Genomic DNA, 23,078 nt, shown 5'->3' with positions numbered 1-23,078 from the left:
GAGGCCCTGCTTTCATGCCCGCCACCCACCGCGATCACCCGATCGAGACTCCCGTTCGATCAACACTCCTCAAGATCGGAACGACAACAGCCACTCACGCCAGCCCTCGGCCAGGAAGTCCGGTACATCGGCACCCGCCGCCTGCCCGGCACGGTCAAGCACCGCCTGCCGAGCACGCGCGAGCGCCGCCACGTTTCCCCTGTAGAACGCGAACGCCTCCCGATCGACGTCGGTCAGGCGATACGACGACTGGGGCCGACGCTGCGCAGGCGAGGGGGTGGAGAGCCACCGCCACACCGTGCGCTCGGCCACTCCCAGGGAAGCGGCGACCACCCGCACGTGTTCGCCGCTCAGTGCGTCCCCGTCGCGCAGTTGCTGGAGCCGTGCGACGACAGCCGCCCGCTCCTGCGCTCCTGTCCTTGCCACGGCACCAGGCTCGCTGGCGCACCACTGCCGTCGCCCGAACTCTGGGGCGACGGCCACTCGTAGGAGCGCAGTCCGGGCGAAGTCTCAGCCGGCCGTCGTCGACTTTGGTATTGATCGAGCACAAGCCGTTTTGGCACTGACATCGCGGTGTCGCCCACAGCGTCAAGTCTGTGTCGTCCCACCATGGTGGATGCCCGGCGAGGGCCGGCCGACCACTGCCCCTGTCGGCGGCGTCCGGCCGGGGCCGGGCCGTGGTTCCGGGCCCCGGTATGCCATGGGCGGCCCTGACGGGCGCACAGCGGCGCTCTGACGTGCTGTCTGGCCGGGAGGCCGGTCCGGCCCCCGTACGCTTCGGGAACGGCTCTTCCCGGGACTCCCGACGCAGCTCCCGACGGAGCTCCCGCCGTGACTCCTGACGTGGCTCCTGACGCAGGGCCACCCCGCCCCGGGCGCGGGGTGGCATCCGTGCAGGTCACCGGGCCCACCAAGGTGGCCGGAAAATCCGACAACCCTCTGCGCGCCCCTGTTCTCCTGGTGGTGGGGGGTGGGGGTGCGCTGTCGGGTCACGCCGGCCTGCGGCGCCGAAACCGGCTGCGGCCCGGCGGGGCGCCGGTCCGCTCGGCTGTGCCGGGTCGGGTGGCGGCGTGGAAGGTTGCCTGGGCGGCCGGGTCGCGCAGCTGGTCGAGGCTGGCTGCGGGGGCAGACCGTCGAAGACGGCCGTCGGCGATGGCCGGGTAGTTCCGACGGCCAGCTTTGGCATCTCCCTGTGGGCTGACTCCCACTCTCAGTAAGCTCACCCACATGGTCTCGGACACGGTCCTGGTTGGTGTTCTCACTTTTGTAGGGACAGGCCTGGCTACAACGACAGGGTTGTGGCAGTGGCAGCGAGCGCAGGCCCGCGACGCGCGAGCGAACTTTCATGTTCAGCGCGTGGAGGCTCTGAGAGAGGTCTGGGAGGCCTTGTCTGACCTTGAGGCAAGTCTCCGCATGTCCATGGCGAGTCGCGAAGGCCCCGCTGCTACACCGACAGGGATGGGGCAGCTGGTGCAGGTCAATCTTTTGCTGCTCCGGCGTTTTCCGTTCCTTCTGTCAGATGAACAGGAATGGGCACAGGCTTTCGTGCAGCATGTGACTGAAATCGACACCTTGCTCAGGGTAGAGACCGCCAATGGTGCGCCGAGCGAGTTGTGGTGGGCAGCGTCTCGATGCCAGCCGCGTTCTTCAAGTATCGCGGCCCAGGCTGCATCCCAACTTGAGTTGGTTCGAGAGAAGTTGGGCGAGCGGTACGCGGCGATCGTGCGAGGTGACAGCAGATAGGGAGCTGCCGGGCTGGCGGCAGGATTCCACGTTTCGCTGACGGCTGGCCCGGTCGGTTGCCGCGACCGGCGGGCCACTGCTGGCCCCGGCGGTGGCTGGCACCTCCTACCAGTGGCGCTGACCACCAGCACGGTGTTCACGGGAACGGGCGTCGCCGGGGGTGCGGCGCGGCATAGTGCGCAGTTCCCCGGTCAGCCGCCGTGCCTCGGCCTGCGCGGCTGGGACGGCGCGCTCCTGGCGCTCGCGCTCGCCCATACCCGGTCCCTTCCCCGAAGCGGGCGCCGGAACCCCGGACAGGTCAGGCCACCGGCTCCTGCGCGGCCTGGGGGCGGGCGTGCTGCTTCAACAATGGCGTAGGCCGGGTCCGGACCGGCCTACTGGCCGCCGAGCAGTCCCAGGACTCGCTGCACGGCCTCGATGACAGGCGTACCGACGGCCCCGACGGTGGCGGCGATCCCCGCCACGGCCATCAGTGCCCGGTGCCGTTCGGGCGGCACCGCCTGCGGGCCGACGGTGATGGCCGGCAGCGCCTCGTCGATCGACTCCGCGGCCATCGGTGCCACGCCCGCCCGGAGTTCGCGCAGCATGGCGACCAGTTCCTCGACCGCCCGCGTCAGTTCCGTGGTGGTCCGGTCGCCGTCCGCGGCCGGCGCGTGGTGGTGCACGATGCCCTTGTTGTCGGTGCCGCCGTACATGTTCACCACGTCGCCGTGGAAGTGGTCGCCGCTCATTCCGTCACCTTCCCCGTGTTGCCGCTGCCGCCGTACATGTTCACGTTGTCGCCGATGTGGTAGTTCCCGGTGTTGACGGTCAGCGACCGGATCCTCAGGGCGGCTTCGGCCTCCGGGTTCTCCAGCGCGTGGGAGAGGATCCGGACCGCCTCCGCGAGCCGGGCCCGGTCGGCGGTCCCGATCAGGGCCGTCGCGTTCCCCGACGTGTCCACCGCCAGCACCGGTAGCGCGGGCGAGGTGAGGACGACGAGCATCTCCACGAACCCGTACCCCGCCCAGAGGAGGGCCGCCGTCAGGGCCGCTCCCTTGAACATCTCCATGCCTTTCCCGATGTCTGACGGGAGTCCGGCGCCGATCACGGCCAGCAGGGCCAGCGTCAGTGCCTGCACCACCTGCCGCGCGAACCGCCGCAGTGCCTCCTTGCGCTTGGGCAGCAGCACGAAGGCGTAGACCCGCACGATGTTGTGCAGCGGGTAGACGGCCCCGCCGACCCAGAGCAGCCGCTTGCTGACCCGCAGGTCGACCGAGGCCGTCAGTACCGCTGACGGTCCGGTCGCGAGGGGCATACCGCCCCGGTCCCCGAGCGTCGGCGGCCGAGGCGGCTGCGGCGGCACCTGGCGGGCCGGTTCCCGCCAGGGACGGTCTGGCTGATCGTTCCGGGCCACGCTTCCCCCTCACGTGTCCGGCCCCGGTCGGGGCCCGGTTCCTTCGTCGATGCCCCCAAGGATGACCAATCGGAGCCTTCCTGACGAGTAGTCGCGCACCGGCCGCCGCAGCTCGGCGTGATGTGCAGGACACGGGCCCAGTGCTTGACCATACTGTGACCTGTTGTGGCGGGTCGGTGATCGGCTGAACAGCCGTGTTTTGGGGCTGGGGGTTTGCGGGTTGATTGAGTGGCTGTTGTCTTTCCGGGTGCGAGGGCTGCGTTTCCGCTGCTCAGGCATAGGGTCGGTGGCCTCGGGGAGCGGTGATGTGTTGAGTCGCCGCTCGTGTGGAGGTCGGGATGCCGTCGGTTGTGGGGCTGCTGGAACAGCGTGAGCTGAGTGCTCGCCGTCGTGTGGACGACCTGCAGGCGGAGGCCGACCGTATCCAGGCCGGGCTGGTGGTGGCCGGGCGGGAGTGGAACGACTGGGTCATCGCCCGTTCGCGTGTCGACGAGGTGCTGTCCCCGGGCGGAGGCGACGGTGCCGGCCCGGATGCCGCCGAGGGGCCGTCGGATCGCGGTGAACCGCCGGCTCTGCCCGCACCTTCGGGGGCGGCGAAGCCGAAGTCGGTGGTGCCGATGTGGCGTGCGGGGCTGGCCTGGTCGGCTCTGTCGGTGGACTACCAGCGCATCCTGCAGGTGCTCGCGGACCGGAACCGTCTCGGCCAGGGGCCGCTGACGTGCCAGGAGATGGCCGCCTGCTTCGGCCTGGACCCGGTGCCCGGGAAGGTGGAGGCCCTGCGGTCGAAGGCGAAGCGGCTGACAGCGCGGGGGTGGCTTGCCGAGCCGGCACCGGGCCGGTTCACGCTCGCGAAGGCCGTGGCCGGGCAAGGCGCCGGGTCATGAGCATCGTCGCCGACCAGTAGACCATCGCCTCCGCGCTGGTGGTGGAGCGTTCGAAGTCCCGCACGAGGCGACGGCTTCGCATCAGGTGGGCGAAGAACCGCTCCACGATCCACCGCTTGGGCAGCACGACGAATCCGCGCATGTCGTCAGTGCGTTTGACGATGGCAAGGACCAGGGCGAGGGCGGCCAGGCAGTACTCGACGAGGCTGCCGGTGTAGCCGCCGTCGGCCCAGACCAGCGCCAGCAGGTGGTGCGCGGCGGTCACCTGGGCGAGCAGGACGTGGGCGGCGGTGCGGTCGCCGATGTCCGCGGCGGTGACCATCACCCCCAGCAGCAGACCGAGCGTGTCGACCACGACGTGGCGCCTTGCGGCCGTTGATCAGCTTGCCGCCGTCGAAGCCGCGGCTGTCGGCGCCGACGACGGCGTCCGCCTTGACGGACTGGGAGTCGATCACGCCCGCGCTCGGCTCCGGATCCCGCCCCGCCTTCTCCCGGACTCTTCCACGCAGCCGGTCGTGGAACTCCTTCACCAGACCGTGGTCGCGCCAGCGGCGGAAGAACGCGTAGACCCGGTCCCACGGCGGGAAGTCGGCCGGCATCGCCCGCCACTTCGTTCCGTTGTCGACGAGATAGCGGATCGCGTCCAGCATCGTCCGGTGGCAGTAGGCCTCCGGCTGACCGCCCCGGCCTCGCAGCCAGCCCGGCACCGGCAGCAGCGGCCGCACCACCACCCACTCCGCGTCCGACATGTCCGTCGGATAGCGGCGCTCGCGTGCCCTGTGGTCGGCGGCATTCCCGAACCGGTGAGCGAGGCAGTCACACGCGAGAGTGACCGAAGTGGACCCCGCCTCCGCGGTGGCGTAGAACTGCGACAACAGGGCCTCCTGGACCGCTCTTTGGCGTAGACACCCTTCGAGCTACCAAGAGGCCCTGCTTCCATACCCGGCACCGACCACGATCACCCGATCGAGACAAGTCGGGAGTGACGTGGTCACGGGATCGCTGATCCCGGCCGCCTGGCCTCTCGGGCACGAAATTGTCGAGCGTCGCCGAGCTGCCCAAGGCTAGGTTGGCGCGGTGCATCCGATCCGTTTCGAGGCCGCCACGACAGGCGGCGTCCATCTCTTCCACTACCTCCCCGGCAATGACCTGGCGGTAACCCGGCACTGGCCTGGCCTGCGACAGGAATGGCCTCAGGAGAGGACGCCGTACACCGAGTGGGCCGTGAACAACAACAACATGGAGGAAATCGCCGTCTATGTGGGCCTGGTGTGGCGTCTGACGGCCGGCCTGGACCGCTATGTGATCCCGACGTACTACTGCGACGACGCCGAGCGTTTCCTGAAGCAAACGCCGATGCCGGTGAGCTGGGAGTACGAGATCGACGCCAAAGCGCCGACCACCACCACACGGGACAAGGGCTTCGTACCTGGTCGTACGGCAAAGCCCCTTCGGGCAGAGCCGACCGCCGCGGAGCTGGACAACGCCGGTCGTGCGGGCTTGTTCCGGTTGTCCACGCCTCGCGACCTGGTATCCGCGCTCCACGCGGTGCTCTTCGACGCCTCGTCGGAGACCACGGTGTTCGCAGTCGCCCCCGGACCGGAGCGTCTCCAGCGTCTGGTGAGCACGTTGAGTGGCCCAACTCCCCCTACTCTGGCGGACGTCCTCGAGGGCGAAGGGGTATTCGTGGACCTGACGATCGGTTCGGATTTCGACTACTACGACTCGGTCATGGTGGCGTCGCGCACCGATCTGCGGCACCGGGTCGATGACCTGGCTGCCGACTATGCGCGCAGGATCTCGGCATATGAACTGCGCCTGGACGAACTCGCAAGTGTTCCGGACTTCCTCCAGGCGATGCCGGAGCTCGCCGGTGTGGTCTTGGACGCTCCCTGAGCCCTCGGTCACTCGATCAAGACCCCAGTTCGACCGGCAGGCCGCTCGATCGGTACGACAACAGCCACTAAGCCCACAGAGCCCGCGCCCGCTGCCACACCCCACGCAGCGGACGCGGGCTCCTCGCGTCACCCGGCGCCGCTCCAGACCGCGGGTGCCGGAGTCATGGAAGAAGGGCCACGAGCACCGCACGCCGCCGGCGGGAACGCGGGTGACTCCCATTCACGCGAACAACGCCTATTCGAGCAGACGCGCGACTCCCAATCTCATGTCGAAACGACGGCACAACCCGCGTACATAGCCAGCAGCAGGAACTCCACCTCGGTCGCCCAGTCGGTCACGGTGCCGACCCCGCCCGCGGCTTCGGGCGCGCTGCCGCCCAGGACGAACGCGGTGATCGTCTCGTTGACATCCGAATTCTTGAAATTCGTGGCCCCGCAGCCACCCGAAACAGTGCCGCAGACGGTCCCCAAAGGGCCGCGGCGGGATTGCGGTGGCGGTGCGCATCTCTCCCGGCCGGGCGCTCCCGATTGCCCCTCAGGAGCCCGTCAGCAGCCTCACCAAACCGGCCCTGACCTGGTGTTTTCTCGGAATACCCTAGGCTGGGGGCTCTGTCGGACACCCTCGGAGGGGGCATCATGAGCGAGGAATCCACGGCGTACGACGCCAGCACGATCGTGGTTCTGGAGGGCCTGGAGGCCGTCCGGAAGCGGCCGGGGATGTACATCGGATCGGTCGGTGAACGCGGCCTTCACCACCTGGTGTTCGAGGTCGCCGAGCGGGCACTGGACGAGATCCTCGGCGGCACCGCCAGCCGTGTCGAGATCACCCTCACCGCCGACGGCAGCGTCCGCGTCGCCGACGACGGCACGGGCCTCCCGGTCGAGCACGCCGGCCACAGCGACGGCCCTGCGCTGGAGAGCCGGCTGGCCGTGCTCTGCTGCGGGGCGCAGCCTGTCAGCCGGCGCTCGTTGTCCGGCGGCTACCTCGGTGTGGGACTGGCCGTCGTCAACGCGTTGTCGGGCCGTCTGACGGCCGAGGTGCGACGCGACGGCGCCCGCTGGGTGCTGGAGTACGAGCGAGGCGTAGCCGTCGCGCCGCCCGCCTGCACCGGACCGGCCGGCGGCGGCGGCGGGACCGCGATCACCTTCCGGCCCGATGCCGAGATCTTCGAGACGCTGGAGTTCTCGTTCGACACACTGGCCGAGCGCTTCAGGGAACTGGCTTTCCTGAACCGTGAGTTGGACATCACCCTGACCGATGACCGCGAGCCCGCGGTGCCCCGGGCTGTCCGCTTCCGCTTCCCGGGCGGCCCGAGGGACCACATCGCAGAGCAGAGCGCCCCCCTCCATCCGGACGTGATCGGCCTCGAACGCGAGTACTCCGAAATGGAGGGAAGCGTCGAGGTGGCCCTGCGCTGGTGCGACTCCGCCGAGGAGCGGCTCGCAAGCTACGCCAACAGCCTGCCGACCACCGGCGGCGGCACGCACGAGCTCGGCTTCCGCGACGGCCTGGCGGCCGCGGTCAACGCCTACGCCCGCGAGCAGCAACTGCTCACCCCGTCCGACCCCGACTTCACCCCCACCCAGCTCGGCGCGGGCCTGACGGCCGTCGTGTCGGTGAAGCTCGACCACCCCAAGCTCGAGGGGGCCACCCGCGACCGACTCGGCAACGAACCCGCCCGCGCCTGCGTCGCCGAGGCCGTCCGAGAACACCTGACCGCCTGGCTCCACGCCGAGCCGGCGCAGGCGACGGCCGTCCTCACCCGAATCTCGACGACCCGACCCCACTGACACCCGAGGCCCACCGGGGCGGATACCAGCACGGCCACCGGCACCCGCTTGGCCGAGGCAGGCAGCACCAGCGGGCCCAAGTCCTGCGCGACGCGGGCCTGCACGCACCCCGGCTCGCCGAGCACGGCGTCGACTGGGCGTGTTCTGGTAGGTCCGGGCCCTGACGGGCGGTGTCCGGGGCTGGCGATACGCTGCTGCCGCCCCGAGAAGGCACCGAGGGCCGTCACCTGGCAGGTGGCGGCCCTTGGGCGTTGCAGAGCCTTGTCGGTCTGGTGGCAGCGGACGGCGGAGCAGGGCCAGCGGCACAGACGAGTTCGCTGGCGCCGACGAGGAACCTGGCAAGGAGTCAGGCCTGGGTACCGTGCCGGTTCGGCGCACTGGCGGCACTGCCCGGTGTTGTGCTGGCCTCCTGGACTGCACCGGTCAGCCCGCCCGGCGCACCGCTATAGCGGACGTCCTCACGGTTTCACCGATCTGCGACAGCACTCTTCGGCGCGAAGGCGCCACCACTCTTCAGCGAGACCAAGCCCTGACCAGCACGAAACCGGAACCAATCACTGAAAACACGTGACGCCCGGACACTGCAAACCAAACGTCGTTCATCAATGCAAGAGCTGTCACCGGACCGGGCCCTCCGAGACGCGCGGGGGTGTCACCGGGAGATCCATCCCCTCGCCCGGCCAAAAACCCGCTCCGCCGATCCACGAAACGCCCCGTTACATGGACATCAGAAAACCTTCCACGACCGCTGAGATGCCGCCCATGACGAAATACCATCTGCCAACCCGCTGCCGGCATCAACTGACAAACAATGCCCGAACACCACCTTCCCGAAAAACCCGGGGCGCAGCACCGCACAGAAATGTCACAGGAACGGCAGAAAATGGGTCCAGGACCGGGCAAAAGGCCGGGGCCTGGCGGCCCCTCAGAGGGGCTGTGGGGGTGTCGCCTACGGCGCCACCGAGAAAAGGGGTGCAGGGCACACGTGGGGCACGTGCGGGGCGCAGGAAAACCGGGCGGAGGGCAAGACGGAAGCTGGGGCCTGGCGGCCCCTCAGAGAAGCGGGTGTGTCGCCTGCCGGCGCCACCAGGTGGCGGGTACCCGGGGCGCGGGCCGGCGAGGCGCAGCGCGGGTGGGCGCGGTGGCCTGCGGCCCTTGGCCGGACGGCAGACACCTGGTCCGGGGCCACGGGGGACGTCAACCTCACCATCACCCCTCACTCCGACCAATCCCACCAAATTCAAACCATCACGGGCAACCAATTTCACAAAGACAGCCGGGCGGAATTCCTGGCCGAATATCCGACGAAAACACCCCCGCCAACCCAATGAGCAACCAACCATCCCCCACCACCCTCAACCACCACACACAGTCACCGACCCGGCTAACCTGACCACTACGTCGAGCACTTCAGTCGCCCTGCCACAGAGGTATAGACAAGGTGGCGGCAGAGGCTATTTCACGCCTCTCGGCACCATCAGGTCACACCTGTGGCCCCTCGCCGGGTAGAGCTTCGTGTGGAGCACACGGTCCTCCCACCACGGATCGGCTGGAGCGGAGACCAGCGCGGCCACCAGCTCCCGCTTGGTCGGGGCGGGCAGCACCAGCGGGCCCAAGTCCCGTGCGAAGACAGCCTGTTCGCACTCAGGCCACTCCAGCCGGTCCGGGCCGGCCTCCTCCCGTAACTCCAACACCGAGCAGCGCGATCCGCAGCGCCAGGCCCGGCCCGGGGTACCCCCGGCAAGAGGGCAGGCTGCCTACTGCATGACTTCCCGGCATGGGTGCTCGAAGGAGAGCGGGCAGTAGTAGAGCTGTATGTTGTAGCTCCGCCCGATCTGGATGCCGATGTCGCCGTTCGTATCTCGGTCCTCGACGGGGTCCCAGCCACTGCCGTCCAGAACGCCGGAATCGATCGTCAGCAGCGGCATCATGACGGATTCGCAAGCGGTGCACCGAATCACCGACGGATCGCGGAAGCTCCACGGCCCCCAGCCGCCGACCTTCCACCCAGGGGCGACCGACAGCTCGTACTGGTAGTAGGCACGGAACTCCTCGGCGTACAGGTACCTCGGATCGGTACCGGTGAACTCCCGCTCACACCAGTCCTCGATCCGCTCCACCAAGCCCGGTTCGAGCTCCAGCGGCGCCGGGTACTCCGTCACCACCTCCGGGTGCAGCACGCACGGCTCCGGCACGTAATCGCCGTAGTGTGACACGTCGGCTGGCAGCGGCGGATTCGTCAGTACAACGCCCACTTCTGCGTAGGAGCGCCACACCAGATGGGTGGCCGGCATCCACTCCGGATCGTGGTTCAGCGGACACCACAGCACCTGCAGCAGGTCTGCGCCCTCGGGACACGGCAGCGAGGGGATGTCCCGCGCGTAGAGCTGGACCACCGGAAGCAGGGCGTTCGGGCCTGTACTCCACGGATGTCCCTCCCGCGTCGCCTTGAGCGCCGCTCGCTCCTGTGCGGTCGGGCTCCCGTCGATCCAGCCTCGCTTGAGGATGCTGCGGCGCGCCCGCACGTCGGCCAGCGACACCGGCGGCCCGTCATCCTCTGGGTGCGATCCGGCGCACATCGGCCACGGCTCGTCGGCTGGCCACAGCAACGGGCCGCCGACCGAGCTGTCGTGGACGGTCGGCTCGCCCAGGCGCGGGTGCAGGCGCACCGTCTGCCGTGCCAGCGGCACCAGCTCCGGGAAGACCGCAGCGATATCCACCCGACGCGGCGGCGTGACACGAACCATCGAGACATCTCTTTCAGACGACGGACAGGCACACGGACCATAGCCGCCACCACCGTCAAAGCAGCCACCCGGGAGCACATGGCTACGAGTGGAGGGCGGGTGCGTGGGATTCAGGTAGGGAGTGACACCGGAGTAGGACATGACGAGTGCCGCGGTCAGCAGTTCGATGTCGAGTTGGGCGGCGAGGGTCAGCAGACGGTGGAGCGCAGGACCCGCGGCAGCAGGCCCACGGGCGCGAGGCTGTCGCGGATGTGGGCGGCGCCGGCGGGGGCGCAGGTTGTGGCGGTAAGGCGGGTGGTGAGGATGTCATGGCGACAGCGCGCAGGGCGCCGTCGGCAAGCATCGGGTTCCGCTGTCCAGGCACCAGCACAGGGAATCGGTTGTGGCTTCGGGAGCGCTCAGCCGCACGATGGCGTCGCCGAGCGCGGTGTACACCATGGCCGCCTCGAAGGGGCGCTGAGCGAGATCCCGGAGCAGGCCGAGGGCGGGGCGGTGCCCGCACATCCCCAGTGCCATGACCATCTGGTACTGGGTCTCCCACGTACGGGGGTCGCGCACCTCCCGCTCAAGGGCATCCAGGAGCGGCGGACCCGCTACGGGATCCGCGAGCCGGCGAAGCCGCATCGCGGCGAAACGCCGCTTCGGCGACAACCGGTGGCCGAGCTGCTCCACGGCTTCATCCAACGTCAACGCCATCACGGTCCCTGTCTGCGCGGCTTCGTTCCGGGCGCAGCGTAGGGCCCCGTACCGACAGCGCCTGCCGGGTGGCTGGGAGAAGCGCGCGCTCCGGTGTTCTGGGCCGAGGAGGGGAACCGATCGATGAATGCGGCCGGACGGTTGGCGTGGGTGTATTCGTCCGCGATGTTGAAGACGCTGGCGCACACCGGGCATTGCGCCTCGCCGAAGAGGTGGGCGATCCCGTCGGCGAGCGCCTTCTGCCCGTCGCGGACCGCGATCCGGTGCATCCACCGGCCGGTCCCGGTGAGCGCCTCGGCAACGGCCGGTCGCAGTGCCCCTCGTAGTTCCTCGTCGCCGTCCCATACCTGTGAGTAGCACCCGAACCGGCCGACGGCGATCTTCATCGCCGCACCGCAGTGCGGGCATTCCAGCTCGTAGATGTCGTCCGTGAAGCCCTCCAGGGCGTTCGCCCAGTGGTACTCCTGCGCGACGGCGAGCAGGGCGCGGTAGGAGACGAGGTAGTCGGCCGGCCGCGACCGCAGGTGCCGGTCCAGCGTCTCGCCGAACTCCGTGATCGTGCCTGCGCAGTCCGCCAGCAGGTCGTCGCAGCCGTGCTGCACGGCCGCGCGTTCGAGGATCCGCCCCGCCAAGGCCCGCGCGTGCGCGCTGCGCGGCGCCAGGTGCACCAGCTGCGGCAGGGCGACGAAGCCGGCCGGAGAAACCAGGTCGTCCTCGAGGACGAGCCGCCAACCCAGCTCCCGCCACGCATCCGCGTCGTCCCGGCGTTCCAGCTGCGCCAGGAGCGCCGGGACGCGATCGACATCGAATCTGCTGTCGCGTATGCGTGCCCAGTCCACCACCCCGGTATTGAACCAGGGAGCCTCGCGGCCCTCGCGTTGAGAAAGCACCGGAGGCGAACACCCGGTGGGTGGCGGCCTCCGGTTCTCGGTTCCGCTCTCCAGTGGGTACCGGCAAGCAGAGCCCGGGCGGCAGGGACAGGCCCTCCAGGAGGCGGGCTGAATCATCGCCGACACAGCCGGGAGTGTAAGGCTGCCAGGCCGGACAACCGGACATCCAGGGCCCAGGCCCTGCCATGCTGGCGGCTGACATAGAGATCTGCATCAAGATGTCACCGGACGGCGTCTCCTGATGTCACCACACATCCGCACCCCGGTGACACCCAGCACTCCGCCACCCCCACGTCACCGCTAGAAGCCAGCCGGTGACACCCACTGCTCCCCCAGTGACACCAAACCGCAGATTCGCACCGGATCTCTGATCCGGTAGATCATCTTTCGTGACGCGAGGGCAACTGGCGGACGGGGAGTGGGAGTTCATCGGGCCGCACCTGCCGATCGGTGGGTACGGCCCGTATCCCGAGCGGCTTCGACAGCGGTTCGAGGGCGTGATCTGGCGCTTCAAGACCGGCGGGCAGTGGCGTGACACCGGTGTGTTCGAGGCCCTGTCGGACGGGCTGATCACGGAGGCCGCGGAGCGGGGCGAGGTGGACCTGTCGCTGGTCAGCATCGCGCGACCGGCGGCGCGTCCAGCCCGGCTGTCGAGTGCCGAATCAGCTTGGCAATTCCGGTCGTCGCCGGTGGTCGGCGGCTGTGGCAGGGATGGCGTTGTCGATGAGGACGGCGGCGATGGCGGCAGCGGTAGGGAAGGCGTCGGCGTTGAGGACCCGGGTCCGGGCAGCGGCGCCGTCGATGAGCAGCGCGAGCTGCTCGCCGAGCTGTTCGGGGTCGGCGGCGCCGGCTTCGCGGGCGGTGCCGGCGAGCCGGGCGGCGACGGCTTTCTTGTAGTCGCGCGCGTACTGGGATGCGGGGTGCTGGGGGTCGTGGAGTTCGACGGCGGCACCGATATAGGGGCACAAGGGCGTGCCGGCAGGGATATCGAAGGCGGCAAGGAGCCGTTCACGGGGCGTGAGGTCGGTGCGGTCGAACACGCTGGACAGAACGTCGGGGTCGAACCGGCGCAGGTACTCGGCGACGAGTTCGTCCTTGCCGTTGAAGTGCTGGTAGGCCGTGCGCTTGGACACCTCGGCCGCCGCGCAGAGCTGGTCCATGCCGGTGCGGTTGATGCCCTGCTCTCGGAACAGCTTCTGGGACGCGCTGAGGATGCGCTCGCGGGCGCCCCGGCCGCGGCGGCGCCCCGTTGGGCCCTTCTCCAACTCCGTCATGACCCCATGCTACCCCGGCATGGTAACGACCGGTGTACATAGCTTGCGCCGCGGCGGGGTGCCCCGTACCGTAAGTACACAAGACGGTATACATAAAGCCGTCGCCCCAGGTGCACACGGCACCACCGACCCAAGGGAACGACTATGGGAAAGCTCGACGGCAAAGTCGCGGTCATCACCGGCGGCACCGCTGGCATGGCGCTGGCCGGCGCGAAGCTCTTCGTCGACGAGGGAGCGCACGTCTTCATCACCGGCCGCCGCCAGGACACCCTGGACGAGGCCGTGAAGCAGATCGGCCGCAACGTCACCGGCGTGCAGGGCGACGCCGCCGACCTGGACGACCTGGACCGCCTGTACGACACCGTCAAGCGAGAGAAGGGCAGCCTCGACGTGCTGTGGGCCAGCGCCGGCGGCGGCGAGCCCGCCCCGCTCGGCGAGATCACCGAGGCCCAGTTCGACACCTGGTTCGGGCTCAACGCCCGCGGCACCCTGTTCACCGTCCAGAAGGCCCTCCCGCTCTTCAACGACGGCGGCTCGATCCTGATGACCGGCTCCAACGCCTCCCTCGGCGCTTTCCCCGGCTGGAGCGTCTACGCCGGCAGCAAGGCAGTCCAGCAGGCCTGGGCCCGCATCTGGCTCAACGAGCTCAAGGACCGCCGCATCCGTGTCAACGTTCTGACCCCGGGCCAGGTCGCCACCGCCAAGCAGGAAGAGCTCTTCGACGAGGCCACCAAGCGCCAGTTCGAGTCCCTCATCCCTCGCGGTCAGATGGGCATGCCTGACGAAATCGCCACCGCCGCCCTATTCCTCGCCTGCGACGACTCCAGCTACGTCAACGGCATGGAACTCGTCGCCGACGGCGGCACCACCGCCATCTGAACCGAACAACCCTCACCCAGGACAGGAAATCTCATGAGCAGCGTCAGCATCATCGGGACCGGGAACATGGCCCGCACCATCGGCGCGCGGGCACTCGCGGGCGGCAACACCGTCGAGATCATGGGCCGCGATCAGTCCAAGGCCGCCGACCTGGCCAAGGCTCTCGGCGGCGGCGCCACGACGGGAGAATGGGGCACCACCCCGACCGGGGACATCGTCATCGTGGCCCTGCTGCACGACGGTGTCGTGCCGACCGTCGCCCAGTACGGAGACGCACTCGCGGGCAAGGTCATCGTCGACATCAGCAACCCCTTCAACTCCACCTTCGACGGGCTGGCCCACGGCGAGGAGACCTCGATCGCGCAGGAGGTCGCCAAGGCCGCCCCGGCCAGCGCCAGCGTGGTGAAGGCGTTCAACACCGTCTTCCGCCATGTGCTGGAGAAGGGCCGACCGGATGTCTTCATCGCCGGCGACAATGCCCAGGCCAAGGCAAGCGTGGAAGCGTTCGTCGAGAGCCTCGGGCTGCGCCCGCTGGACGTCGGCGACCTGAAGATGGCGCACTGGCTGGAAGGAGCGGGCGTGATCACGGTAGGTCTCGCCAACCACGGGGCGGGAAACCTGGACTTCGCCCTCAGCATCACCGAACTCACCACCTGAGCACACGGTCGACGGGCGCCCGCCGCCGCATCACGGCGACCAGCAGCGCCCAGACCATGCGAGGCAGGCCTGCGGCTAGGGCGTGCATTCAGTCGTGATCGATGGGTTGCTCTGGTGAGGTCTTTGATCCAGATCATCGAGGCTCGGAGGTGGAGACCGGCGAGGTAGCTCTCCGGGGTCTTGTCGTACCTCGTGGCGATGCCTCGCCAGGCCTTCAGCTTGTTGATCAGCCGCTCCACGGTGTTTCTCTCCTTGTAGAGGTCGGCATCCTGACTGACGGGCCGGCCGCCTCTGGAGCCCTTCTTCCTCCGGTTGGCGGCCTGGTCAGCCTTCTCCGGGATGACGGCCTTGATGCGGCGTTTGCGCAGATGGGCACGGTTGCCGCGGGACGAGTAGGCCTTGTCCCCGGCGACCGCGTCCGGCCGGGTGCGGGGACGTCCGACGGGCCCGCGCACGCGGATCTTCCCGAGCACGGGGATGAACTGCGGGCTGTCCGCAGCCTGGCCCGCAGTCAGGACGATTGCCAGCGGCCGGCACTTGCGGTCCGCAGCCAGGTGCACCTTGCTGGTCTGTCCGCCCCGCGACCGCCCGAGCAGGGCTTTCTTCAGTCGGATCTTCCGGCGTCTGCAGATGTGTCGCCGCTCGTTCCGCTCGGGCCCGGCGTGCTGTCCGCTTTGTTCCTCGACACCGCCCCCTTTGCCGCGGACTTTTCCTCCTCGGCGGCCGCCTTCTCCAGGGCGTCGAGCACCTCGGGATCCATGTGCATCCCGGCCGCGTCGTGGTGGGCGCGGGCCGTGGTCGAGTCGATACTGACCAGCGACAAGTCCACCTCGCCGCGCTTGGCTGCCTCCGCGATCAGACCCTCCAGCAGGGCCTCAAACACTCCGGCGTCCCTCCACTGCCGGAAGCGGTTACTCACCGTGGACCAAGCGCCGAACTCGCCCGGCATCTCCCGCCACTGCGCGCCGGTCTTGAACCGCCAGACCACGCCCTCGAACTGCAGCCGCAGTCGTTCGGGATACGGGCCGAAGGCGCCGACCGGCAGGTACGGCTCGATGAACTCCCACTCTGCACCACTCAGTTGCACGCGCGTCACCCACGATGATCTACCGAATCCACCTCGACAACAAAGGCAGATCCGGCAGATTGATCACAACCCGATACGCGCCCTAGTACTGCAATCACAGTTATGGGGTGTGGCCTCGGCGCTTGTAGTGGCTGAGGCGGGCCCGGGTCTGGCTGAGGCGTCTCCACCATGACCAACGCAGATGATGCGCGGGAGTGAGGCAATGGGGCTGGAGGACCAGGCCGATGAGACGGCGGATCTCCGCGACGGACAGGGGTATCAGGGTGGTTTGTCCTAATCGACAGCCCCCTTTTCCAGCTCCTCGGCACGGATCGCGGTCAGCGCCGCGAGGGCGGCCATAGCCAGGGTGATGTGCCGGTACCAGGCGTCATAGCGGCGGACCTGGTAGTGGTCCAGGCCGCACTTCGTTCTTCGCGACCTGGAACGACTCCTCGATCGCCCACCTGGCCGCAGCGACCTTGACCAGATCCTTCAGGCGGGTGGTGACGGGGCCGTAGCACACGTAGCGGGCGATCTCGGTCGGGTCGCTGACCGAGCGGCGGGCCAGCACCCAGTGCCCGACGCCGTCCTCCCACACAGGGCGGATCGCCACCCGGGCCCAGTCGTAGATCCGCTCGCCGTGGGAGCCCTTGCCGCCGGACAGGCGCTTCCAGGCCTGCCGCGGCAGGTCGGCGACCAGCTCGTCGACCCGGACCTCACACCACCCGGTCGTGATCACCGTGTCGTTGACCCTGGTGGCCAGCACATACCCGACGCCGCGTTGCTCCAGCCACACGCGCAGGTGCTTGACCTGGCCATACGCCTCGTCCGCCGTCACCCACGCGAACGGCACCCCGGCGTCGATCGCACGCTGCAGCATCCACCGGAAGTGCTCGTTCTTCGTCGCGAACGGCACCTCGTCAGGCACACCAGCCGCCCGGCAGCGCTCACGGTCGTCCGTCCATGAGGCCGGCAGGTACAACTCCCGGTCGATCAACGCGCGGCCCTTGGCCGAGGCGTAAGCCAGGAACGTGCCGATCTGGGAGTTTTCCGTCCTGCCCGCCGTCCCGGTGTACTGCCGCTGCACACCCGCCGACCGCGAGCCCTTCTTCAGGAAGCCGGTGTCGTCGCCGATCAGGATACCGTCCTCGGCGCCGATGGTCTCCACGACGAAGTCCCGCACGTCGTCGCGGACACCGTCCGCATCCCAGTCCGCCTCGCCCAGCAGCCGCTGCATCCCGATCGGATGCCCCTCACCCGCCCGCTCCGCCAGCGTCCACCCGTTCTTCCGCTCCAGCGGCGCAATCAACCCCGCCATATACGTCAGGGCCCGCGCACGCGGCTCCGACCTGGAAAAACGCCCAGCGAACCGCTCATGCAGCCCAGACAGCGTCTCCTGCCAGGCCCCGATCTGCCCCACCCCAAGATCCACAGACACGACAGAACACAACCACAGTCACCGGCAGAACTCGCAACTTCCCCACCAGTAACTGTGATTGCAGTACTAGTCGTCGAGGGCGTGACGGACGGGGGTGAGGTCATTCGGGTGGTGGCGCGGACCCGGGAGGATCCGGTGCCGTGCCCGATGTGCGGGCAGCCGACGGGGCAGGTGCATGCCTTCCACGAGCGGGTGGTCGCGGATGTGCCGGTCGACGGGCGGCAGGTTGTGGCGTCGGTGCGGGTCCGGCGCATGGTCTGCCCGGTTCTGGGCTGCCCGCGGCAGACGTTCCGCGAGCAGGTCCCCGGCCTGATCGAACGCTACCAGCGGCGTACGCGCCGTCTCACCGACCAACTCGGGAAGATCGTGAAGGAGTTAGCGGGCCGGGCGGGCGCCCGCCTGTCCCGCGTGCTGGCCTGCGCGATCGCCCGATCGACCGCCCTACGCCTACGCCACGGTGCTCATCGACGCCGAGACCGGCGAGCGGATCGAGGTCCTGCCCGACCGCACCGCCCGGACGCTGGTCGCATGGCTGCGCGAGCACCCCGGGGCCGAGTACGTCTGCCGCGACGGCTCCGGGTCCTACGGCGAGGCGATCCGCCAGGCCCTGCCCGAAGCGGTGCAGGTCAGCGACAGATGGCACTTGTGGAGCAACCTGTGCGGGAAGGTCCTGGCCGAGGTCCGCTCCCACGCCGCCTGCTGGGCCACCGCCGTGAACCCGGTCCGGCCCGGGGGCGTGCGCGAGCAGACCACCCGCGAGCGCTGGCAACAGGTCCACAATCTGCTCGACCAGGGCGTCGGCCTGCTCGAATGCGCCCGCCGCCTCGACGTCGCCTGAACACCGTCAAGCGGTACGCCCGCATGAAGGAGCCCACCGGCGACCGCCGCGCTCCCCGCTACAAGCCCACGCTCGTCGACCCCTACCGCGACCACCTGCGCCTACGCCGGGCCGAGGACCCAGCGGTGCCTGTCACCCACCTCCTGCGCGAGATCAAGGAGCTGGGCTACACCGGCAGCGCGAACCTCCTGGTCCGCTACATCACCCAGGGCCGCGCCGAGGGCGACAAGCCCGTCACCACGCCACAGCGCTTCGCCCGCCTCCTCCTCACCCGCCCCGAGAACCTACGTGACAGGGACGCCGCGCTGCTGGGAGAACTCACCGCAGCCTGCCCCGAGATGACCGAACTCGCCCGTCTGACCGGAACGTTCGCGCAACTGCTGACGCCGGCCGAGGGCAACGACGTCAAGCTCACCGACTGGATCACGTCAGTTCGCTCCGTCGACCTGCCCCACCTGCACTCCTTCACGAACGGCCTGGAACTCGACCGTGCCGCCGTCGACGCCGGACTCACCACCCCGCACCACAACGGCCGCACCGAGGGAGTCAACACACGAACCAAGAAGATCATGAGACAGATGCACGGCCGAGCCGGGTTCCCCCTGCTCCGCCACCGCATCCTCCTCCAGTGATCACTACCCAGCGCTACCACCGATTACAGGACAGAGCCGTTCTTTTTACAGACCCCGGCCCGGTCCTTCTCAACCAACCCATAAACCCTCAGCCCGCCAACAAGACCCACCAGCGAACCACCAACCCGCCACAGCCGGCGACGGACTGGCGCACCCGCATGTCGTTGATGAAGTACTTGACGCGGCGGGGACTTCCCTGCAGCTTCTCGTAGAGAATGGGTGTCATCCGTGAGGTGAAGGCCAACTCCGCAGAGATGTCGCCGCCGCCCACCGCGTCAGCGAGATCACGCTGGCGGGGCAGTGCCCTGATTCTCCTGCGGTCCCCCGGTCGGTCCGTGGCTTTCAGTCGGCTGCCAGGACCTCCACGCCGCGCTCTGTGAGTTGCTCGACGACTGCGTGGTGGGGGTCGGCGTCGGTAATGAGTCCGCTGATCTCCTCCCAGGGCAGGACACGGAACCGGGAGGCTGTGCCGATCTTCTCGGAGGAGGCCAGGATGTAGGTGTCTGCGGCCCGTGCAGCCAGGGCGCGCTTCATCGCGGCCTCCTCGGCGTCGCCGGTGGTCAGTCCCACCTCCGGGTGAACACCAGTGACGCCGAGCAGGCAAAGGTCGGCCGAGACGTTCTGGGCGGCCTCTACCGCGGCGGCGCCACAGGCGACCGCCGAGTGCTTGAAGACGCGGCCGCCGATCAGGAAGACCTCAACCTGCGGATGCTCCAGCAGAGCGACCGCGATCGTTGGACTGTGGGTGATCACGGTGCACGCCAGGTCCGCCGGGAGCGCGTGGGCGACGGCGAGGGCAGTGGTGCCGCCGTCCAGGATCAGGGCGCTGCCGGGCCGCACGAGCGCGGCGGCCGCGGCGGCGACCTTCCGCTTGCCGTCGGGGGTGACGGCCTGGCGGGCCGTGTAGTCCACGACGGCCGGGGAGACGGGCAGCGCGCCGCCGTAAACCCGTTGGCACAGCCCCTCGGCGGCGAGGTCGCGCAGGTCGCGGCGCACGCTGTCCTCGGAGATGCCCACGTCGGCAGCGACGTCCTTGGCGACGATCTTGCCCTCGCGGGCGAGAAGGCCCAGCAGGTGGTCACGCCTCTCGGCAGCCAGCATCCGCATTCTCTCCTGTTCTTGCACGTTTCTGCGTGTACTGTAGCGCACCATGACCGACAAGCCGATGCTCATCCTCATCGCCGGGCCCTACCGCTCCGGCACCGATGGCGACCCGCAGGCTATGGCCGCCAACCTCGCCCGCCTCGAAGCGGCAGCATGGCCGGTGTTCGCCGCCGGCCACGTCCCCATGATCGGGGAGTGGGTCGCCCTGCCCGTCCTGCGTTCGGCTGGTGCGGGCCTCACCGATCCCCTTGCCGACCAGGTTCTCTACCCGACCGCGGAGCGCCTGCTGGCCCACTGCGACGCCGTGCTCCGGCTCCCCGGTGACTCCACCGGGGCCGATCAGGACGTCGCCATCGCCCGCCGCCGCGGCCTGCCCGTCTACCACGACGTGAACGAGATCCCGCACCGCACCCCGCAGGAGACCGCGTGAAGACCCGCCCCGGCATCGATACCCCCGACCACCGCGGCCGCACCGACCTCGACCGCGCCGGACGGGACCTGGCCCGCAACCCCGACGTCGTGATCCGCGATGTCGAACTCACCTCCCAGGGCTGGCATGTCCTGCGCCGCACCACCTTCGACTACCGCCGCCGCGACGGACGCACCGTCACCCAGCAGCGCGAGACCTACGACCGCGGCAACGGCGCGGCCGTCCTGCCCTACGACACCGAACGCCGCAAGGTCCTGCTCACCCGCCAGTTCCGCTTCCCGGCCTACGTCAACGACCACCCGGACGGCATGCTCATCGAAGCCGCCGCCGGACTCCTCGACGCGGACGACCCCCAGAGCGCCGTCCGACGCGAGAGCACAGAGGAACTCGGCGTCACCCTCGGCCCCCTCACCCACGTCCTCGACACCTACATGAGCCCCGGCTCCGTCACCGAACGCCTCCACCTCTTCGCCGCCCCCTACACCCCGGCCGACCGAACCGGGACCGGCGGCGGACTCGAAGAAGACGGCGAAGACATCGAGGTCCTCGAACTACCCTTCACCCAAGCCCTCGCCATGACCCGCGACGGACGCATCACCGACGGCAAGACCATCCTGCTCTTGCAATGGGCAGCCCTGGACGGACCCTTCGCCCCCGTAACCGGCGACCGCTGACAGCGCACCCCGCCTCGCCCCCGGTCAGCCCCGCTCCAGACACAAGGGCGACCCTGCCCGGACCCTCCGAAGGCGCGCGGCTCCGACCACCGTTGAACTTTCGACCGCAGGGGGAACGAAGAACAACCCCGGCCGAAATCCGAGAGCACGTCGGCGAACGGGCGGCCGAGTATTCCGCCGCAGGTCCTGGCCGCGACGGTGGTGCTGCAGAGCCTGCACGGCCTGTCGGACTTCGTGACGGTCCAGGAACTGCGCTGCGACCTGCGGTGGAAGGCCGCCTGCGGTATCGGCCTCAACGACACCGCATTCGACGCGTCCCTGCTGACCTACTTCCGGCGCCGCCTGCAACGATCCGGGGATCCGATGCGGCTGTTCGCCAAGGTCAAGGGGGTCGTGGCAACCACCGGCGTACTCAAGGGCAAACGCCGGCGGGCACTGGACTCCACCGTGCCGGACGACGCGGTGGCAACCCAGGACACCGTCACCCAACTCGTCGCCGCAATCCGCCGCGTGATCCGCGATGTGCCCGGGGCCGAGCGCGTGGCCGCCACCTGGTGCACCGCGCACGACTACGCCGATGCGGGCAAGCCCCGCATCGCCTGGAACGACGAGCAGGCCCGCGCCGGCCTGGTCGACGCCCTGGCCACCGACGCGCTCAACCTGCTCGGCCGCCTGCCCGAGCGACAGCTTGATGAGAAGGCTGCCGACGCGGTCGGGCAGCTGGCACTGAGCCTTTTCAGCGATGCAGCTCCAGGGTGAGGACGGCCTTGGCTGCTGACGTCAACCAGTTCGGGCTGCAGCGTGCGCGGCGGAAGACCTTCCAGCGCTTGACGGTGGCCACGCCACGTTCGACGGGGTAGCGGAGGCGGGCGTGGGCCCGGTTCAGCGATCTCTGCCCGACAGTGAGTTCGTTCCGGGGCGGGCGTCTGGCCGGCATTGCGAACGTTCCGCCGGCACCGGTGTACGCCATGTCGGCCAGGACCGGGATCCGGAGTCGGACACAGGTCTTCACGATGCGGTGGGTGCGCGCGGCGGTCAGGTCGTGCGTGCGGCCGGGCAGAGCGCGGGAGATCCACACCAGCCCGCCGGCCGGACCGGTGATGACCTGCAGGTTCACGCCGTGGCGGCGGTGCTTGCCGGAGTAGTCGGCGCGTCCGTCGCCGACACGGTCGCACTCGGCGAGGGTTCCGTCGACCAGGACGTACTCGTCTACGTCATCCTGGACAACCCGTCGGCCCACAAGGGCCAACAGATCAGGCGCTGGGCGAAGAAGAACCGCGTCGAGCTGTGCTTCACCCCGACCTACGCGTCCTGGGCCAACCCGATCGAGGCCCACTTCGGGCCCTTGCGGCAGTTCACGATCGCGAACTCGAACCACCGCAACCACACCGTCCAGACCCGGGCCCTGCATGCCTACCTGCGCTGGCGCAACACCAACGCCCGCCACCCTGACGTCCTCGCCGCCCAACGGCGCGAGCGAGCCCGCATCCGCAGCGAGAAGGGCATCCGCTGGGGCGGGCGCCCAGTCACCGCAGCAGCCTGAACGAACCGGTGTTTCTGTCCGCTGGAGCTCCTAGTCGTCGAACTCGAAGCCCGAAGTCTCCGCCCGGGCGATGATGTCCCTGGCCGCCTCGGGGCTCGCGATGACCGGCTCAAGGGCCGTCTTGAGTTGCGCGAGGTCACTCGGACTCCCGACCGCGCAGAACATGCCGGCCTCGCTGTGGAAGTCGAGGCGCTCGGCAATGTCCGGCCAGGCGAACTGCACGAGACCTTCCCAGAAGTACCCGTTCGGCTCGTGCCCTGCATCGGCTACCGCCGTATCAGCAGCAAGGCCACCAACGTCCAACGTCAGCGAGTGTTCGCCAGCAAAGTCATGAAGCGAGATGGTCACGGCCGCGATCTTTTCACGCCCAGCTCCCACCCCGGTGATCCTTTCCGGTCACGGCACTAGTGTCATGCGCCGCAAATCACGAGGGTAAGTTGCTACCCTGTTCTGGTGTCGCATCCTGGGCCTTCTGCCGTAGTGATCACGCTGTCCGAG

20 protein-coding genes and 8 pseudogenes are annotated in these 23,078 nt (G+C 69.1%); 12 read left to right on the top strand and 16 right to left on the bottom strand.

Features of this window, described 5'->3' with window-relative positions:
• Positions 1 to 69: 69 nt before the first annotated feature.
• Positions 70 to 426: a helix-turn-helix domain-containing protein gene (locus tag ACZ3YL_RS41480; RefSeq protein WP_465662929.1), complete on the bottom strand. Its 357-nt coding sequence runs from the start codon at positions 424 to 426 to the stop codon at positions 70 to 72.
• 1,032 nt (positions 427 to 1,458) lie between these two features.
• Here ACZ3YL_RS41480 and ACZ3YL_RS41475 point away from each other — a divergent pair.
• On the top strand, positions 1,459 to 1,743 hold the full coding sequence (locus ACZ3YL_RS41475) for a hypothetical protein (protein WP_465662927.1): 285 nt from the start codon (positions 1,459 to 1,461) through the stop codon (positions 1,741 to 1,743).
• Positions 1,744 to 1,848: 105 nt separating this feature from the next.
• On the opposite strand, the gene ACZ3YL_RS41470 is transcribed toward ACZ3YL_RS41475, so the two are convergent.
• From ACZ3YL_RS41470 to ACZ3YL_RS41460, 3 genes are all read right to left on the bottom strand, one after another.
• Positions 1,849 to 1,998 (bottom strand): hypothetical protein, encoded by a 150-nt coding sequence (locus ACZ3YL_RS41470; RefSeq protein WP_465662925.1) that lies wholly within the window; start codon positions 1,996 to 1,998, stop codon positions 1,849 to 1,851.
• A gap of 119 nt (positions 1,999 to 2,117) precedes the next feature.
• Positions 2,118 to 2,474: a hypothetical protein gene (locus ACZ3YL_RS41465; protein ID WP_465662923.1), complete on the bottom strand. Its 357-nt coding sequence runs from the start codon at positions 2,472 to 2,474 to the stop codon at positions 2,118 to 2,120.
• A complete protein-coding gene (locus ACZ3YL_RS41460) occupies positions 2,471 to 3,040 on the bottom strand; it encodes a DUF6232 family protein (protein ID WP_465662921.1) in 570 nt (189 codons plus the stop codon). The genes ACZ3YL_RS41465 and ACZ3YL_RS41460 overlap by 4 nt, the downstream gene beginning before the upstream one ends.
• A gap of 437 nt (positions 3,041 to 3,477) precedes the next feature.
• Here ACZ3YL_RS41460 and ACZ3YL_RS41455 point away from each other — a divergent pair, with 437 nt between their 5' ends.
• Positions 3,478 to 4,023: a hypothetical protein gene (locus ACZ3YL_RS41455; RefSeq protein WP_465662919.1), complete on the top strand. Its 546-nt coding sequence runs from the start codon at positions 3,478 to 3,480 to the stop codon at positions 4,021 to 4,023.
• On the opposite strand, the gene ACZ3YL_RS41450 is transcribed toward ACZ3YL_RS41455, so the two are convergent.
• On the bottom strand, positions 3,980 to 4,378 hold the full coding sequence (locus tag ACZ3YL_RS41450; protein WP_465662917.1) for a transposase: 399 nt from the start codon (positions 4,376 to 4,378) through the stop codon (positions 3,980 to 3,982). The genes ACZ3YL_RS41455 and ACZ3YL_RS41450 overlap by 44 nt on opposite strands.
• Positions 4,379 to 4,598: 220 nt before the next feature.
• Positions 4,599 to 4,772, bottom strand: a pseudogene (locus ACZ3YL_RS41445) (transposase); the annotation flags it as partial.
• Between the two features lie 328 nt (positions 4,773 to 5,100).
• On the opposite strand from ACZ3YL_RS41445, the gene ACZ3YL_RS41440 reads away from it, so the two are divergent.
• Both ACZ3YL_RS41440 and ACZ3YL_RS41435 read left to right on the top strand, forming a co-directional pair.
• The gene (locus ACZ3YL_RS41440) at positions 5,101 to 5,919 is read left to right on the top strand and encodes a hypothetical protein (RefSeq protein WP_465662915.1); all 819 of its coding nucleotides are present in this window, start codon (positions 5,101 to 5,103) and stop codon (positions 5,917 to 5,919) included.
• Between the two features lie 638 nt (positions 5,920 to 6,557).
• Positions 6,558 to 7,712, top strand: coding sequence for an ATP-binding protein (locus ACZ3YL_RS41435; protein WP_465662913.1), 1,155 nt, complete (start codon positions 6,558 to 6,560; stop codon positions 7,710 to 7,712).
• Between the two features lie 1,757 nt (positions 7,713 to 9,469).
• Here the strand turns inward: ACZ3YL_RS41435 and ACZ3YL_RS41430 are convergent.
• From ACZ3YL_RS41430 to ACZ3YL_RS41420, 3 genes are all read right to left on the bottom strand, one after another.
• A complete protein-coding gene (locus ACZ3YL_RS41430) occupies positions 9,470 to 10,459 on the bottom strand; it encodes a hypothetical protein (RefSeq protein WP_465662911.1) in 990 nt (329 codons plus the stop codon).
• Between the two features lie 306 nt (positions 10,460 to 10,765).
• On the bottom strand, positions 10,766 to 11,155 hold the full coding sequence (locus tag ACZ3YL_RS41425; RefSeq protein ID WP_465662909.1) for a hypothetical protein: 390 nt from the start codon (positions 11,153 to 11,155) through the stop codon (positions 10,766 to 10,768).
• Positions 11,155 to 11,997: a hypothetical protein gene (locus ACZ3YL_RS41420; RefSeq protein WP_465662907.1), complete on the bottom strand. Its 843-nt coding sequence runs from the start codon at positions 11,995 to 11,997 to the stop codon at positions 11,155 to 11,157. Before ACZ3YL_RS41420 ends, ACZ3YL_RS41425 begins: the two co-directional genes overlap by 1 nt.
• Before the next feature lie 437 nt (positions 11,998 to 12,434).
• Here ACZ3YL_RS41420 and ACZ3YL_RS41415 point away from each other — a divergent pair.
• Positions 12,435 to 12,683 (top strand): annotated as a pseudogene (locus tag ACZ3YL_RS41415) (hypothetical protein); the annotation flags it as partial.
• 24 nt (positions 12,684 to 12,707) lie between these two features.
• Here the strand turns inward: ACZ3YL_RS41415 and ACZ3YL_RS41410 are convergent.
• Positions 12,708 to 13,319, bottom strand: coding sequence for a TetR/AcrR family transcriptional regulator (locus ACZ3YL_RS41410; protein WP_188309914.1), 612 nt, complete (start codon positions 13,317 to 13,319; stop codon positions 12,708 to 12,710).
• A gap of 144 nt (positions 13,320 to 13,463) precedes the next feature.
• Here ACZ3YL_RS41410 and ACZ3YL_RS41405 point away from each other — a divergent pair, with 144 nt between their 5' ends.
• A complete protein-coding gene (locus ACZ3YL_RS41405; protein ID WP_188309915.1) occupies positions 13,464 to 14,198 on the top strand; it encodes an SDR family oxidoreductase in 735 nt (244 codons plus the stop codon).
• A gap of 33 nt (positions 14,199 to 14,231) precedes the next feature.
• Positions 14,232 to 14,855: an NADPH-dependent F420 reductase gene (locus ACZ3YL_RS41400; protein ID WP_465662904.1), complete on the top strand. Its 624-nt coding sequence runs from the start codon at positions 14,232 to 14,234 to the stop codon at positions 14,853 to 14,855.
• Positions 14,856 to 14,965: 110 nt separating this feature from the next.
• On the opposite strand, the pseudogene ACZ3YL_RS41395 reads toward ACZ3YL_RS41400, so the two are convergent.
• Positions 14,966 to 15,951 (bottom strand): annotated as a pseudogene (locus ACZ3YL_RS41395) (IS5 family transposase); the annotation flags it as partial.
• Positions 15,952 to 16,215: 264 nt separating this feature from the next.
• A pseudogene (locus ACZ3YL_RS41390) lies at positions 16,216 to 17,332 on the bottom strand (IS701 family transposase).
• Positions 17,333 to 17,413: 81 nt separating this feature from the next.
• Between ACZ3YL_RS41390 and ACZ3YL_RS41385 the strand changes: the two are divergent.
• Positions 17,414 to 18,829 (top strand): annotated as a pseudogene (locus ACZ3YL_RS41385) (ISL3 family transposase).
• An 88-nt stretch (positions 18,830 to 18,917) separates the two neighbouring features.
• Here ACZ3YL_RS41385 and ACZ3YL_RS41380 read toward each other — a convergent pair.
• The gene (locus tag ACZ3YL_RS41380; RefSeq protein ID WP_188309917.1) at positions 18,918 to 19,100 is read right to left on the bottom strand and encodes a hypothetical protein; all 183 of its coding nucleotides are present in this window, start codon (positions 19,098 to 19,100) and stop codon (positions 18,918 to 18,920) included.
• A 71-nt stretch (positions 19,101 to 19,171) separates the two neighbouring features.
• On the bottom strand, positions 19,172 to 19,930 hold the full coding sequence (locus tag ACZ3YL_RS41375) for a DeoR/GlpR family DNA-binding transcription regulator (RefSeq protein WP_465662902.1): 759 nt from the start codon (positions 19,928 to 19,930) through the stop codon (positions 19,172 to 19,174).
• 49 nt (positions 19,931 to 19,979) lie between these two features.
• On the opposite strand from ACZ3YL_RS41375, the gene ACZ3YL_RS41370 reads away from it, so the two are divergent.
• The 3 genes and pseudogenes from ACZ3YL_RS41370 to ACZ3YL_RS41360 all read left to right on the top strand — a co-directional run.
• Positions 19,980 to 20,363 (top strand): DUF4406 domain-containing protein, encoded by a 384-nt coding sequence (locus ACZ3YL_RS41370; RefSeq protein WP_188309919.1) that lies wholly within the window; start codon positions 19,980 to 19,982, stop codon positions 20,361 to 20,363.
• Entirely contained in the window at positions 20,360 to 21,037 is a 678-nt protein-coding gene (locus ACZ3YL_RS41365; protein ID WP_465662900.1) for an NUDIX domain-containing protein, read from the top strand. Before ACZ3YL_RS41370 ends, ACZ3YL_RS41365 begins: the two co-directional genes overlap by 4 nt.
• 150 nt (positions 21,038 to 21,187) lie before the next feature.
• Positions 21,188 to 21,790, top strand: a pseudogene (locus tag ACZ3YL_RS41360) (transposase); the annotation flags it as partial.
• Here the strand turns inward: ACZ3YL_RS41360 and ACZ3YL_RS41355 are convergent.
• A pseudogene (locus ACZ3YL_RS41355) lies at positions 21,774 to 22,343 on the bottom strand (transposase family protein); the annotation flags it as partial. The pseudogenes ACZ3YL_RS41360 and ACZ3YL_RS41355 overlap by 17 nt on opposite strands.
• Between ACZ3YL_RS41355 and ACZ3YL_RS41350 the strand changes: the two are divergent.
• Positions 22,245 to 22,580 (top strand): annotated as a pseudogene (locus ACZ3YL_RS41350) (transposase); the annotation flags it as partial. The pseudogenes ACZ3YL_RS41355 and ACZ3YL_RS41350 overlap by 99 nt on opposite strands.
• Before the next feature lie 30 nt (positions 22,581 to 22,610).
• Here the strand turns inward: ACZ3YL_RS41350 and ACZ3YL_RS41345 are convergent.
• Entirely contained in the window at positions 22,611 to 22,928 is a 318-nt protein-coding gene (locus ACZ3YL_RS41345; protein WP_188309922.1) for an Imm51 family immunity protein, read from the bottom strand.
• Positions 22,929 to 23,078: the final 150 nt, after the last annotated feature.

It is taken from the genome of Kitasatospora sp. NPDC023176 (assembly GCF_055560495.1).
Note: the sequence above shows the minus strand (reverse complement) of the source record. Positions and strands in the feature narration are given on the sequence as shown.